We start from the raw sequence: 13,006 nt of genomic DNA, 5'->3' as shown, positions 1-13,006 counted from the left end.
CCGGGAACAGAATCGTGACGCACGCATTTGCCGCCAACCCCTGGTTCCAGAGCCTGCCGCCGCACGCGGCTGATGCGCTGCTCGAAGCCGCGGTGCCGCTGCACATCGCAGCCGGCGCATTTCTCTTTCGTCAGGGCGATCCGATGGACGCCAGTTCGCACGCGTTCTTTGGCGTGGCCAGTGGCGCGCTCAAACTCTCCATCTTCAATGCCGACGGAGATGAGGCGATCCTCACGTTGGTGGAGCCAGGCAACTGGTTTGGCGGGGTGTCGACGCTCGATCAACAACCGCGTGGCCATTGCGCAATTGCGCTGGAAGATTCGGACGTGCTGGGGGTGAGCGTGGCGCGCTTTGAAGCATTGATGCGCGATGCTGCATTTGCCGGAGCGATTGCGCGGCTGGTGGCGGCGCGCTTGCGCCTGGCGTATGGCTCGCTGGCGAGTGCGGCGCTGCACGGTACGCGGGCGCGTGTGGCGCGGCGTATCGCTTCACTGGCGCACGGCGATGTGTCGCAATCGGCAGAAGGGCGCGCGAGCATCTCCACCTCGCAAGACGCGCTGGCGATGATGCTGGGCATCAGCCGGCAGACGCTCAGCAAGGAGCTGCAGGCGCTGGTCAAACTCGGCGCGATCCGCCTGCGCTATGGCCACATCGAGATTCAAGACATGGCGTTGTTGCTGGACGCGAGCGAGGCCGGCGCCGACTAACCCGCTGCCCGCAAGGCCGCCAGCAGATCGTTGCCCGACCAGCTTGGGCGTGTGGCGGCAGATTCGGCGGCATGCACCATCGCACACAGTTTCGCGTTCACGGGGGCGCGTTGCCCCAGGCGCTCGGCCAAGCGCACAACTTCGCCGTTGATCCAGTCGACTTCGGTCGTGCGCCCGGCGGCCAGATCGTCGGACATGGACGAACGCGCGAGCGGATCGATGGCGAGCATCCTGCCGCCCAGCCGCGCAAACACCGCATCAGGCGTGGCGAGCAGGCGTGGAATCCAGGCGGGCGGTATGGGCGTCAGCTTGGCGGGCTGGATGCCCGCACGCGACAGCAGCCGCAGCGCCTCCACTTGCGCCAGCGCCAGGCAGCGCCGGTATGCACGCTGCGACAGCTCTTCCTTCAGCGGCCGGTTGGCCAGTGCGTTGACGGCGTTGTTGAGGTTGAGCAGCAGCTTGGCCCATTGCACGGCTGCCATGTCGGTCCGTTCTGTGAGCGGCAGACCCGCGCGGAGGAAGTCACCGAGAAACGGCTCTAGCAAGGGTGACGCTGCCACTTCCAGCTCACCGCCCGTGCCTTGGTGGAAAGCGCCGGGGCCGGGCTGCATCACATTGAATGGCACCATGCCCGCCAGCACGGTGTGCTGCGGCAGGGTGGCCCGCAGCACGTCGGCATTGCCAAGACCGTTCTGGAAGCTGATGACGATGGCACCCGCGCGCAGCAGGGGCTTCAACGCATCGGCCACGGATTGCGTGGCAGCAGATTTGACCGTGACGAGCACGAGATCGGCATCGGCGGCAGCGCCGGGGTCGGTCACGTAGCGCACCTCAGCCGGCGGTACCTGCCAGCGGCCGTTGCGGTAGTCCGTCAAGGTGAGGCCGTGCTCACGCAGCTCGTTGCCGATGCGTGCGCGGCCGACCAGCGTGACGTCGGCGCCGGCCGCCAGCAGACGGCCACCCAGATAGCAGCCGATCGAGCCGGCCCCCACGATGCAGATCTTCGCCATGCGTCTCCTTGTTGTTGCGCTGGCACCTCAAGCCAGGCGCGGCACCTCGTACACCAGGGCCGGCTGCAGTGTATCGATGGCTTCCACCGGCTCGGGCGGGCGCCACATGAACAGCGAGAAGGTCATCTTCTCGGGCGTCACGTCGATGATGGTAAAGCCGTTTTTCTCGGTGGGGTGCAGCGCCTCCTGCATGGCGACGGACAGAGCCGGCGTGGTCTCGATGCTGCGGAATGCCGACGGGAAGGCGAGGTCTCCGGTGCCGAGCGTGCCGGTCATGACCGTATGCACGGGATGCGCGAATGCCAGATCGCCCGAGCGCGACATGGACCCGGCCGCCGATGCATGGAAGTCGCCCTGCACGATTACGGCCGCGCGCTGCTTCTGCTCGGCAAGCGCCGCCACCAGGCGCTGGTGCTGCGTGTGCCAGCCGGCCTGCCAACCGGGCTTAGGCTGGTTGGCGACGAGGCGGCCGGTCTTCCTGTCGAGCAGATCCGGATACCAGTCGCCCAGCTTGCCCGACGAATACGCAAACGGCAGCGATGGCACGTGGAAGAAATGCGCGGTGTCTTCCGCGCGCGTGCGTGCCACGAGCCAGTCTTCCACCCATTGTGGCACCACGCGTGCGTGGATGCCCTTGTTGTCGAGAAAGCGCCGGCAGTCGTACAGCACGGCTTCAAGCAGCGCGCCGTAACGCAGCGTGCCGAAGGCGCTGTTGGTGTCGGCAGGCATGCCGGCCTTGTCACCGCCGGGCAGCCACACGGGGCGGTTCGCGTCGGGCAGGAACTCGGGGTAGTAGCGATGTTGCGTCAGCTCTGCACCCACCAGACCGTACGGCTCTGGCGGCAGGGTGGCCACTTTGTCGTCAAACTCGTCGTTCTCGAACGTGTCGTGATCATCGGTCAGGAAATACGCGGGCGTGGAGCGCAGCGTGGTGCCGTACAGCCCGCTGATCTGGTAGTCGCAAACGCGTGTGAAGATGGCTTCGTTCTTCGGGTGCGACATCGGCATAGACGTGTCGAGCGCGCCGCCAAACTTCGCCCACATCAGTTCGCGCACCTGGCGTGCGAACGGCTTGTTCTGCGAGGTCTGCAGATCCCAGTAGATGTGGTCGCCGTTGGCGATAACGGTGTCGGGCGCGAAGGACATCCCGCGCGCGAGCAGGCGCCGGCGGGCGGTCATGTCCAGCCATGCGGTCTTGCCGGCCACCGGCGGGCCATCGTAGCCGCCTGCGCAGGTGTAGGCCAGGATGCGTAGGCGCGCGGGCGTGGCGTCGGGTGCGGGGAAAGTCCGCAGCGGCCATGCGTCGGCCAGTGGCTTACCGCCTGCATCGACAATGCGCAGCGTGTATTGGGTGGCGGGCTGCAGGCCGCGCGCATCAAAGCGCCAGAAGCGACCGGCGGCATCGGTTCGTTCGCCGGCGACGCGCTTGCCGTTGACCACGAGCCATGGCGCACGTGCAAGCGGTGCCTGGAACGATGCCTTGATGAGAAAGCGGTCGTGGCTCGCCGCCGGAATCAGATGCACGAGCTGGCCGGCATGCCAGTTGGCGTCGGCGGCATGCGCGCCTTCGGGCAGGCTCAGGCCCAGCGCGCCAAGGCTGGCAGCGGCAGTGCCTAGCGTCAGGAAATCGCGCCGGCTCATGCCGTGCGCGGGGGTATGCGGCGATTTATGGGAGGGCATCGTCCATCCTCTGGCGTGGTGCGGAGACGCCATCGTGCCGAGCCCTGCGCAGGCTGAATGTTCAGCTTTTGACAATTTAGGGGTAGGCCCCAATGCGGTCGGCTCGTCGCACCAATGACAAACGCCCCGATAGCCGAAGCCACCGAGGCGTTTGTCTTGTCAGACGATGCCGGAGCTGCCGCTTAGTAGCCCCACACCTGCATTTCGTCGAGCGAGTAACCCCATTGCGTGGCGCGCTGCGTGCCGTACATGCGCACATAGCGGCCGCTGCCCTTGAGGTTGGCCAGCGATGTGTGGCCCCACGAAGCGCCGCTCGACGTCGAGTAGATGTTCGTCCACGTCACGCCATCATTCGAGGTCTGGATGTAGTAGACCTTGGCGCCTGCGTCCCAGTACAGATCGACGCCGGTGATGGTGCGGGTCGAGCCCAGATCCACCATCAGCCATTGCGCGCCGGCCACGCCTTCCACCGAATCCCAGCGCGTGCTGGTGGTGTTGCCGTCAAACGCATAGGCCGGGCCGAGGCTGGCGCTGTAGCTGGTGGACGCGCTGGCGGGCTTGCCTTGCGAGAGCAGCGTGATGGCCTGTGCTGCGGCCGTCGGCGTGCCCGGGTAGTAGTTCGAGCCGAGCTTCGCCTTGGTCGTGTCCGAGTTCACACCAAACTGCGACAGGCTCCAGCGCTGACCGTTGCTCGCATCGCCCAGGTAGAGCTGGTAGCCACCGGCGCTCGTCGACGAGAAGAACACGTAGTTCGTGCCGTTCACGGGCGACGGGTCGGAGTTGTTGCTGTTGCAGTCGTTGAGCGTGAGCTGGTTGGGCGTGTCGCTTGGGTTGACCTTGGTGTAGATCTGGTCGGCCTGGCTGGTAGCGTCGTGCCAGCGGGCATAGAAGACGGTGCCGTCCGCGCGCACGATCGGGTAGTACGTCGCCAGGCCCGCCGGCGTGTCAAACGCCACCTTGGTGGTGCTGCCCACGGTCTGCTTGTAAAGGCCCATGCCCGAGCCCGTGCCCGTGGTGTAGTAGACGGCCGTGCCGTCCGGCGTGGCAAACGGCATCGAGTTTTCCAATGTCGGTGCCGTGCGCGTGAGGTTCACAGTCGAGGTGAAGACGGGGCCTGAGCTGGTGTACGACAGCGCGGCCTGCATGACATCGCCGTTCTGCTTGAAGAACAGCGATTTGCCGTCCGTGCTGAACTTCGGATCTTCATTGCGCGTCTGGCCGGTGCTGTTGGTCAGGTTGATCGGCATGTTGGTCGAACCGACTTGCCAGAAGAACACGTTCCACGCGTTGTTGGTGATGCCCATGAAGGCGATCCACTTGCCGTCAGGGCTGAACACCGCGTTCATCGGGTCCTGGATGCCCCAGGCCGCCTTCGACACCTGCTGCAGCGTGCGTGCCGAAAAATCGTAGATGAAGAGTTGGCTGGTGCCATCGCCGTAGCTGACGTAGCTGTGATACGCGAGCTTGCCAGTCAGGCTGGCGGGGAACGTCGTGTTGGATTGCGTGGGCGGATTGGCAACGCAGTTGGCCTGGGCACCGGCAGAGAACAGACCGAGGGCCGCGGTGGCGACAAGGCCAAGAGAAATCAGAGTGGAGCGCATGAAACGGGACTTCCTATGCAAATGGGTCAGTGGGGCGGGGGCAACCGCCGCATTAAGTCCGCGTCACTTTTCTGAATTTGGGCAAAGCTCCGCCAATTCCGGGAAATCCGGATTTGAAAAAGCGCCACAAACCGGGGGAGTGACGAAGATAAAGACGCGCCAAAAAACCCTGTTGCTTCGTACCGTCGTGTTTCTTGTCGGGGCCTCGACTACATCGAGAGGGCGAGTCGCGGACCAGACTGTAAGGGTTTCGCTGACACTGTGAAACCCCAATAAGAACGCCGTTCTTGCCCTAATTCGCTGCCGTGGTAGCGAATCGCCACACGTGCGTGTAAATCTGACACGTCAAATTTTCCGAACGTCGATCAAACTGCACGTGCGAAGTCGATATTGTTATTTTTACTGCGGCGTTTTGCCGCGCGACGACGGTGCAAACCTTGCTACTTGTCGCGTTTGCGCACCATCCTGAAGTGGCGCCGGCGCCCGCTTTGCGGCGTTTTCGATACGGCAAGCGGGTCATGCGCAGCGAGGCGCACCTGCGCCGCCCGCAACCGCCATTGGCGGAAGCCGACGATACGAATTCGGCCTACCCGACGTTGTAAAAAAACTGCCCCGCGTAGCCAGCTTGCAATGGCGAGGGCGGGCATGCTGCATAAAAAGCAGATTTAAATAGTGGATGTTTTTTTGCGCAAAACTGTTTGGTAATCAATTTATTTATTTCTGTATTGCGTTATTCCTATATTCGAGAAAATCCACTAATTGCATCGACTATGCATGGTCTGCAATTCGTTTCGGATTATGTATAGTTTCAGCACGCCAACGATTGATCTCAGCAACACGCAAGGCTGATCACGCTTTTCGCCCGTTTGAAATGAGGAAAGCCGATAAGCGGGAATGGGCGCGGGCATGGCGATTTAGGGTGTGCTCTGGAGGCCGACGGAATGGGCGTTCACAACCAAGTGCCGCATGGCTGCGCAATATCCTGGCGGGCGGCATTGCTGCGCGAGTTGAATGCCCTGCGCGATGCCGATGCAGTCATCCGCTGCCTGCAAACGGCGGTGATTCTGCTCGGCTTCGACTATTGCGCCTACGCCTTGCGTGCAGCCATTCCGATCACGCGCTTCAACACCATCTGCTGGAGCACCTATCCGGAGCCCTGGTGCAAGCACTACCGGGTGTGCGGCTATCTGGCGATCGATCCCGTGTTGCAGTTCGGGCAGCGCTGCGTCAAGCCAATGCTGTGGTCCAGCATCGCCACGGCAGACGCGCCGTTCTGGATGGACGCGCGCCGCCACGGGCTCAACCACGGTTGGTCGCACACCATACGAGATCACACCGGCATCTTCGGTACCTTCAGCCTGGTGCGCCGCGCCACGCCCATCACCGAAGAGGAGCTGGCCGCGAGCGAGCCCGAAATGATCTGGCTGAGCCAGCGCGCGCACGCCAGCATCAGCACGCTGATGGCCGAAAAGGTCTTGCCCGATGCCGCCGCGCGCTTGAAAGAGGTTGAACGCCAGACGCTGCACTGGACGGCCGAAGGCAAGACAGCGGCCGAAGTCGCGGCCATCCTGGAGATGACCGAGCGCAACGTGAACTTCCACATCCGCAACGCCATCACCAAGCTCAACGCCGCCAACAAGACGCATGCAGTGGTAAAGGCCGCGTTGCTCGGGCTGATTCCCGCGATGCTGTAGCGCAGGCGCAGAGATGTCAGGCCATGGCCCGCACGGCAGGGGCAGGGCGCATGGCCTCCAGATGGAAGCCGTTTTCGCTTTGCTTGGCGCGCCGCTTGGCCAGGGCGGCGGCGGTGCCGATGTCATCGCTGTTGTGCGCGGCGCCGGGGTACACATGCAGCGCGCCCACCGCAATCGTCACGAAGCGGAAGAATGCGGGCAGGCCCTTGCGGTCTTCTGCATGGATGCCGCCCGCCGCGCGATCCGCCGGCGTGTACATGGCGAGCGCGTTGGCGTTGAACGCCACCATGGCCTGCGTGATGCGCGCCTGCCAGTCGGCGCTCTGAAACAGGATCAGGAAATCGTCGCCGCCCACGTGGCCGAGAAAGTCGCGCGTGGGCTCGCATGCGTTGGCCAGCACGACGGCGGCCATCTTCAGCATTTCGTCGCCTTGCCAGTAGCCGTACTGGTCGTTGAAGGGCTTGAAGTGGTTGAGGTCGACATAGCAGGCGTAGAACTCCGCGCGCGCTTCCAGCAAACGTTCAATGTGCAGGTTCAACGGAATGTTGCCTGGCAGGAACGTGAGCGGGTTGGCGTAGCGCGCGGCCTCGATGCGAATTTCCGTGACGGTGCGCACAAGCTCTTCGCCGGTGCCCAGGCCCAGGTAGCGGCCATGCTCGGTGATGATGAAGCCGTCGGTCAGGTAGCGCTGGTCTTCGCTCATCAGCAGCGCCGACATGTCTTCCAGCGAGGCGGATTTTTCCACCAGCACCGGCTGCCGGTTGGCAAACGCCAACGCCGGTTTCTTGCCGTACAGCTCGCGGTGATACGGCATCGCATAGCGGTCGATGAACGCTCGGCGTGCGATGAGCGCGAGCGGGCGTTTATCTTCATCGAGCAGCGCCACGGCGTGCAGATCGGGGTGACGGTTGAACAGGTGCAGCACCTCGTCGTTGCTGCTGCGCAAGGGCAGGGTAGGTGCCACACGCAGCAACTTGCTGGCCGTGATGGCGCGCCAGCCTACGCGCACAGCCTGGGGAAACACCGCAATCTGCGAAGACTGCAGCACGCGCGCCGCGTGGCTCGACATGTCGCTCGCGGGCTTGTCTTGTGGGCGTGCCAGGAAGAAACCCTGTCCGAAGCGGATGCCCAGGTCGCGCACCACGCCCAGTTCGTCTTCAGTCTCCAGCCCTTCGGCAATGATGCTGGTGGCGCCGCCTTTGAGCGTCTGTTGCAGCGTGCGTGCCATGTCCAGCTTGGCCGGGTGCTTGGCAATGTCGCGCAGGAAATATTTGTCGAGCTTGATGAAGTCGGGTGTGAGTTCGATCAGCAGGTTCAGGTTGGCATTGCCGGTGCCGAAATCGTCCAGCGCGCATTGCAGGCCAAAGTCGCGTGCCACCGACAGGGCTTCGGCAAAGCTCGCCAGATCGTCGATGGGCGTCTGCTCTGTCAGCTCGATGACGATGCGCGAAGGGTGCAGGTCGTGGTCGGCGATGGCATGCAGCAGGCGGGCATGGTCTTCCAGTAACTGGCGTACGCCCAGCGCGCTGAAGTTCAGGAACAGCTTGCCCGGCAGCCGCATCGCCGAGAAATTGGCGATGGCCAGACGCGCAGCGGTGGTCTCCAGCGCAATCGTGCCTGCTGTGTCCGATGCAGCGCCAAACAGCGCTGCGGGCGACTCCATGGCCGACCCCACCGGCCCGCGCAGCAGGGCTTCGTAGCCGAGCACCTCGGTGGTGGACAGGCGGAAGATCGGTTGGAACACCGTGCGCAGCATCTCGGGCGCAATGCCCGCGGGCAAGGGAAGCGGTGAGAAAGTCATGACGTTGGCGGCAGACGCAAGATCGGACATTCCGCTAAACGACCCGCTGAACACAGAGTTGAATGAACTTTTTGTGACGCACGCAGCGGCGCGGGTTCGCGGGAGATGGTCCCCACCACAGAGGGGCGTGGTTCAGAATGCGCGATGCGCGCGCATCTTCATCGGGCACTGTGCATTTCGATCCTATTCACGCCGTGCTTGACCCTCACATTGTGTGAGGTCCTAGCCTGTGTCCAAGCCAGAAGACAGGAGCCACCATGTTGTTGAAAGTGGGCGATCTCGCCAAACGCTGCGGCCTCTCGGTGCGCATGCTGCATCACTACGACGCCATCGGCCTGCTCACGCCTTCGGCCCGTTCCGACAGCGGCTACCGGCTGTATGACAAGGCTGACGTCGCCCGTCTGCACCAGATTCAGGCGTTGCGGCGCTTCGGCATGTCACTAGCCGATGTCGGGGCTTTCCTGGCCAATCCGGACATTCCTTTGACCACGATCGTGGAACGGCAGATTGCGATGCTCGATCAGCAGATCACGCAAGCCAGCGTACTGCGTGATCGGCTGTCGCGGCTGCACGGCCAGCTCGTGCGCAAGGAAGAGCCCGAATTGACCGAGTGGCTCACAACCTTGGAATGGATGACCATGTACGACAAATACCTTTCGCAGGAAGAACGTGCCCGCGCCGAACGCATGGACGCCGATACTGCCCGCCACGAACGGTGGGCGGCATTGGTGTCGACCGTGCAGGATGCGATGACGCGCCAAGTGCCCTCACGCAGCAGCGAGGCGCAGGCGCTTGCCAAGCAATGGATGGGATTGCTCGCGCAGGACGCGGCGCTCGACCCGATTCTCACGGCGAAGCTGCACACGATGCACATCAACGAGCCGGCGTTGCAGGAGCGCACCGGCATCAGCCTGGAAATGCTCGACTTCATCATGGAGGCGGCGAACGAAACCAAGCTGGCGATCTACGGGAAGTATCTGTCGGCGCATGAGTTGCAATTCATGCGCGCGAACTTTGGCAAGCGCGCCAATGAGTGGCCGGCCCTGATTGCGCAGGTGCGGCAGCATTTGGCCAAAGGCACGCCGGCGCATGCGCCGGAGATGCAGCAGCTTGCCCGGCAGTGGATCGACCTGTTCCGCTCGTATGCGGGCGATGATCCGCAAACGCAAGCCAAGGTGCGCCTGGCAATGGAGCGGGAGCCGGAGCTGTCCGCCAGCCCGTGGATGGGGCCAGATCTGATCGCCTATGTGCGCGAGGCGATGGAAGGGCTGATGAAGGCGGCGTAGCGGCGGCGCTGCAGACGGCGGGTTCCATCGCGTTTCGATGATGACTCGGTGGGCCCGCCAGTCGTTTGCACAAAATCAGGCAGCCTCGTCCGTTGAAAGCGCAACGGCGTCGAGTTCGCGCATTGCATCTTCCGGCAACGTTATCGCCGCCGCGCCCAGGTTCTCACGCAGATGGGCGACCGACGAGGTGCCCGGGATCACCAGAATGTTCGGCGACCGGTGCAGCAGCCAGGCGAGTGCCGTCTGCATCGGAGTTGCGCCGAGTCGCGTCGCCACATCGTTGAGCGTGGACGATTGCAGCGGGCTGAACCCGCCCAGCGGAAAGTACGGGACATACGCGATGCCGTCGGCGGCCAACGCGTCGATCAGTTCATCGTCGTTTCTGTGGGCGAGGTTGTAGTGATTCTGCACACAGACGATCTCGCAGATCTGCCGTCCTTCCGCGATCTGGTCGGCCGTGACGTTGCTCAGTCCGATGTGCCGCACGAGCCCCTGCCGTTGCAGTTCGGCCAGGGCCGTGAGCGGCGCTTCGATGGATCCTTCGGCTGGGCCGTGCGTGTCGAACATGATCCGCAAGTTCACCACGTCCAGAACATCCAGGCCGAGATTGCGCAGGTTGTCGTGCACGGCTTCGGTCAGCGCCTGAGCTGAAAATGCCGGCAGCCACGCGCCCTGGGCGTCGCGCCTAGCGCCGATCTTGGTGACGATGAGCAGATCGTCGCGATAGGGATGCAAGGCGTCGCGAATCAACTGGTTTGTGATGTGCGGGCCGTAGAAGTCGCTCGTGTCGATGTGGTTGACGCCCGAGGCAACAGCCTCACGCAATACGGCAAGCGCGGCGTCGCGGTCCTTTGGCGGGCCGAAGACGCCTGGGCCCGCGAGCTGCATGGCGCCGTAGCCAAGACGATGCACCTGGTGGCCGCCGATGGAAAACGTGCCGGCCTGAATGATGGGGGACATGGTCACACTCCTGTGTGAAAGACGAGGTGACCGCAGATTAGGCGCAAGCGGGGTGCGCGATAAGGGGACATAATCCGCACGGGCTGTGCGAAAAGGCGAACAATGAACGTCGATCTGGGTGATCTGAATGCCTTCGTGGCAGTGGCGCAAGCTAGGGGCTTTCGCGAAGGTGCAAGGTTGATGGGCGCGAGCGCATCCGGGCCGAGCGAGGCGGTGCGCCGGCTGGAGACGCAGCTTGGTGTGCGCCTGCTGAACCGCACGACGCGCAGCGTCTCGCCAACCGAAGCGGGGCAGCGCCTGCTGATCCGCCTGCGGCCGGCCCTGAGCGAGGTGGAAGCCGCGCTGGACGTCGTCAACAATTTCCGCGAAAGACCGGCCGGCACCCTGAAACTCAATGTGCCGATGAGCGCCGCACGGCTGGTGCTGCCTGCCATCATCCCGGGCTTTCTCGACGCCTATCCCGAGATACAGCTGGAGGTCGTGGCCGAAGAGAGCTTTGTCGACATCTTGGCTGCGGGTTTCGACGCAGGCATCCGTTATGACGAGCGGCTCGAACAGGACATGATCGCCGTTCCGATCGGCCCGCGATCACAGCGGTTCGCAACGGCAGCGGCACCCGGCTATCTCGATCGACGCGGCCGGCCCGCCCATCCGCGCGAACTGCTCGACCACGCCTGCCTGCGCGGCAAGTTTGCAAGCGGTGCGATGCCGCCGTGGGAATACGAGCGCGATGGTGAAGTGGTTCGGGTGGAGCCGTCGGGCCCGCTGCTCGTTCGCATTGGCGGGGCGACCGATCTTGTGGTGGACGCGGCCTTGGCCGGCGTGGGTGTTGTTCATCTCTATGAAGACTGGCTACGCCCACACCTTGCGAGCGGTGCGCTCGAACCCGTGCTCGAAGATTGGTGGCGGCCGTTCCCGGGGCCATATCTCTACTATCCGGGGCGGCGCCTTGTTCCGGCTCCGCTCAGGGCGTTCATCGATTTCATCAAGGCCGCTTCGGACTAGCACGGCACTTCCAGATCTTGCGGCAGAGCCGGCTTACTGCTCGCGCGCCCACTGCTTGGGCAACGGGGTTCCATCGAGTTTCCGTGATGGCTTCGTAGGACCCTTGAGCCGTTTGCACAATCCACGTAGTACGCGGTGGTGGTCATGGCTCGCACACTGGGGCCGTTGTCCACTTGGCCATCGGCCGTTCGCACCATGCAGCACGTTCGCCTCATGCTTGAGTACTTTCACCCGTGGACGAATGCTGCCGGGTTTTACCTCGCGCGCGCCAAGGGCTGGTTTGCGCGTGCGGGGTTGGACGTGGAAATCGTCGTGCGTGACGATGCTCGAGGCGACACGCTCGATCATGTCATGCGCGGCGACGTGCATCTGGGCGTGTGCCCGACCCGGCGCGTGCTGGGCCGTTTTGAGATAGGGGAGCCGGTCTGCGGTGTGGCCGCCGTCAACCAGCGCAGCCTGGAAGCCATCCATTCGGTGACGGGGCGCGGCATCACCCGCCCGCGCGATCTCTGTGGGCGCCGTGTGGCGCTCAACCCCACGGTGCGTGCGCGCGCCTTGCTGGCCGACATCGTTCGCGCAGATGGCGGCGACCCCGATGCCGTGAAGCTGGTCGACGCCGGTGTGCGTGAGCTGACCTTCGATGAACTCCGCGATGGCGTGGCCGATGCGAGCTTCGGCAGCTACTGGGCGTGGGAGGGCGTGATGCCTTCGACCCTGCCCGATGCGCAGCGCCAGGTCTGGCCGATCGATGAGATTGGCGCGCCGGCCTATCACAGCTACCTGCTGGCAGCGGACGCCCGCTGGCTGGCGTGCAATGCCGGCGCTGTCAGCGGTTTGCTGATGGCCGCTTCGCGCGGGTTTGCCGCGGCCCATGCGGATCCGGCCAGCGCGCTGCCGCTGTTCGAGCGCGTCATTCCGTATTTCCCGCGAACCACGATTGCCCGGTCGCTGCGCGCCGTGTCCACCACGTGGCTGACCGATGGCGTGTGGGGCCGGCACGATGCCTCGCTCATGTCGGGCTATGCCGCGTGGCTGGCGCGGCACGGTATCGTCCGCCGGCCGCATGCATGGTCCGCCGCCGTGACGGACGCCTATTTGCCGCCGCGCGCAGCGCGCGCCCCCGAGAAGCCGTGCGTGCCAACGGCAGCGGGCGCATTGGCATACGCCCGCCCGTAGTTGTCCGGTGCCGCCGGGTTTCGATACTGAAGCGGCAGACGTTTTCCCCAACCATCCAAACACGACGCCGTGCGGCGTCAGGAGAC

General features: G+C 64.1%; 10 protein-coding genes. 5 read left to right on the top strand and 5 right to left on the bottom strand.

Annotated elements, in window-relative coordinates; all coding sequences use genetic code 11:
• Positions 1-14: 14 nt before the first annotated feature.
• Entirely contained in the window at positions 15-707 is a 693-nt protein-coding gene (locus tag ACCD03_RS00655) for a Crp/Fnr family transcriptional regulator (protein WP_413410500.1), read from the top strand.
• On the opposite strand, the gene ACCD03_RS00650 is transcribed toward ACCD03_RS00655, so the two are convergent.
• The 3 genes from ACCD03_RS00650 to ACCD03_RS00640 all read right to left on the bottom strand — a co-directional run bounded on the left by ACCD03_RS00650 (position 704) and on the right by ACCD03_RS00640 (position 4,998).
• Positions 704-1,717, bottom strand: a complete 1,014-nt coding sequence (locus tag ACCD03_RS00650) for a 2-dehydropantoate 2-reductase (protein WP_413410499.1) — start codon at positions 1,715-1,717, stop codon at positions 704-706. The genes ACCD03_RS00655 and ACCD03_RS00650 overlap by 4 nt on opposite strands.
• A gap of 27 nt (positions 1,718-1,744) precedes the next feature.
• Positions 1,745-3,397 carry an alkaline phosphatase D family protein gene (locus ACCD03_RS00645; protein ID WP_413410498.1) on the bottom strand — a complete coding sequence of 551 codons (1,653 nt, stop codon included), beginning with the start codon at positions 3,395-3,397 and terminating at the stop codon, positions 1,745-1,747.
• A 182-nt stretch (positions 3,398-3,579) separates the two neighbouring features.
• Positions 3,580-4,998, bottom strand: a complete 1,419-nt coding sequence (locus tag ACCD03_RS00640) for a discoidin domain-containing protein (protein WP_045205750.1) — start codon at positions 4,996-4,998, stop codon at positions 3,580-3,582.
• A gap of 941 nt (positions 4,999-5,939) precedes the next feature.
• Between ACCD03_RS00640 and ACCD03_RS00635 the strand changes: the two genes are divergently transcribed.
• Positions 5,940-6,692, top strand: a complete 753-nt coding sequence (locus tag ACCD03_RS00635; RefSeq protein ID WP_413410497.1) for an autoinducer binding domain-containing protein — start codon at positions 5,940-5,942, stop codon at positions 6,690-6,692.
• 16 nt (positions 6,693-6,708) lie between these two features.
• On the opposite strand, the gene ACCD03_RS00630 is transcribed toward ACCD03_RS00635, so the two are convergent.
• Complete coding sequence (locus ACCD03_RS00630; protein ID WP_413410496.1) at positions 6,709-8,493, bottom strand: EAL domain-containing protein; 1,785 nt, start codon at positions 8,491-8,493, stop codon at positions 6,709-6,711.
• 257 nt (positions 8,494-8,750) lie between these two features.
• On the opposite strand from ACCD03_RS00630, the gene ACCD03_RS00625 reads away from it, so the two are divergent.
• The gene (locus tag ACCD03_RS00625; protein WP_413410495.1) at positions 8,751-9,779 is read left to right on the top strand and encodes a MerR family transcriptional regulator; all 1,029 of its coding nucleotides are present in this window, start codon (positions 8,751-8,753) and stop codon (positions 9,777-9,779) included.
• 75 nt (positions 9,780-9,854) lie between these two features.
• Here ACCD03_RS00625 and ACCD03_RS00620 read toward each other — a convergent pair whose 3' ends face one another.
• Positions 9,855-10,739 carry an aldo/keto reductase family oxidoreductase gene (locus ACCD03_RS00620; protein ID WP_413410494.1) on the bottom strand — a complete coding sequence of 295 codons (885 nt, stop codon included), beginning with the start codon at positions 10,737-10,739 and terminating at the stop codon, positions 9,855-9,857.
• 102 nt (positions 10,740-10,841) lie between these two features.
• Between ACCD03_RS00620 and ACCD03_RS00615 the strand changes: the two genes are divergently transcribed.
• Both ACCD03_RS00615 and ACCD03_RS00610 read left to right on the top strand, forming a co-directional pair.
• Positions 10,842-11,744, top strand: a complete 903-nt coding sequence (locus ACCD03_RS00615) for a LysR family transcriptional regulator (RefSeq protein ID WP_413410493.1) — start codon at positions 10,842-10,844, stop codon at positions 11,742-11,744.
• Between the two features lie 144 nt (positions 11,745-11,888).
• The gene (locus tag ACCD03_RS00610) at positions 11,889-12,920 is read left to right on the top strand and encodes an ABC transporter substrate-binding protein (RefSeq protein WP_413410492.1); all 1,032 of its coding nucleotides are present in this window, start codon (positions 11,889-11,891) and stop codon (positions 12,918-12,920) included.
• Positions 12,921-13,006 lie beyond the last annotated feature (86 nt).

Origin of the sequence: Ralstonia sp. Ralssp135, from assembly GCF_047304345.1 — a bacterium.
GTDB lineage: Bacteria > Pseudomonadota > Gammaproteobacteria > Burkholderiales > Burkholderiaceae > Ralstonia > Ralstonia chuxiongensis.
Note: the sequence above shows the minus strand (reverse complement) of the source record. Positions and strands in the feature narration are given on the sequence as shown.

What these genes read in the sequence shown, in the direction of transcription:
- ACCD03_RS00650 (WP_413410499.1), bottom strand. Translation starts at nt 1,717, where the DNA reads ATGGCGAAGATCTGCATCGTGGGGGCCGGCTCGATCGGCTGCTATCTG.
- ACCD03_RS00645 (WP_413410498.1), bottom strand. Translation starts at nt 3,397, where the DNA reads ATGCCCTCCCATAAATCGCCGCATACCCCCGCGCACGGCATGAGCCGG.
- ACCD03_RS00640 (WP_045205750.1), bottom strand. Translation starts at nt 4,998, where the DNA reads ATGCGCTCCACTCTGATTTCTCTTGGCCTTGTCGCCACCGCGGCCCTC.
- ACCD03_RS00635 (WP_413410497.1), top strand. Translation starts at nt 5,940, where the DNA reads ATGGGCGTTCACAACCAAGTGCCGCATGGCTGCGCAATATCCTGGCGG.
- ACCD03_RS00630 (WP_413410496.1), bottom strand. Translation starts at nt 8,493, where the DNA reads ATGACTTTCTCACCGCTTCCCTTGCCCGCGGGCATTGCGCCCGAGATG.
- ACCD03_RS00625 (WP_413410495.1), top strand. Translation starts at nt 8,751, where the DNA reads ATGTTGTTGAAAGTGGGCGATCTCGCCAAACGCTGCGGCCTCTCGGTG.
- ACCD03_RS00620 (WP_413410494.1), bottom strand. Translation starts at nt 10,739, where the DNA reads ATGTCCCCCATCATTCAGGCCGGCACGTTTTCCATCGGCGGCCACCAG.
- ACCD03_RS00615 (WP_413410493.1), top strand. Translation starts at nt 10,842, where the DNA reads ATGAACGTCGATCTGGGTGATCTGAATGCCTTCGTGGCAGTGGCGCAA.
- ACCD03_RS00610 (WP_413410492.1), top strand. Translation starts at nt 11,889, where the DNA reads ATGGCTCGCACACTGGGGCCGTTGTCCACTTGGCCATCGGCCGTTCGC.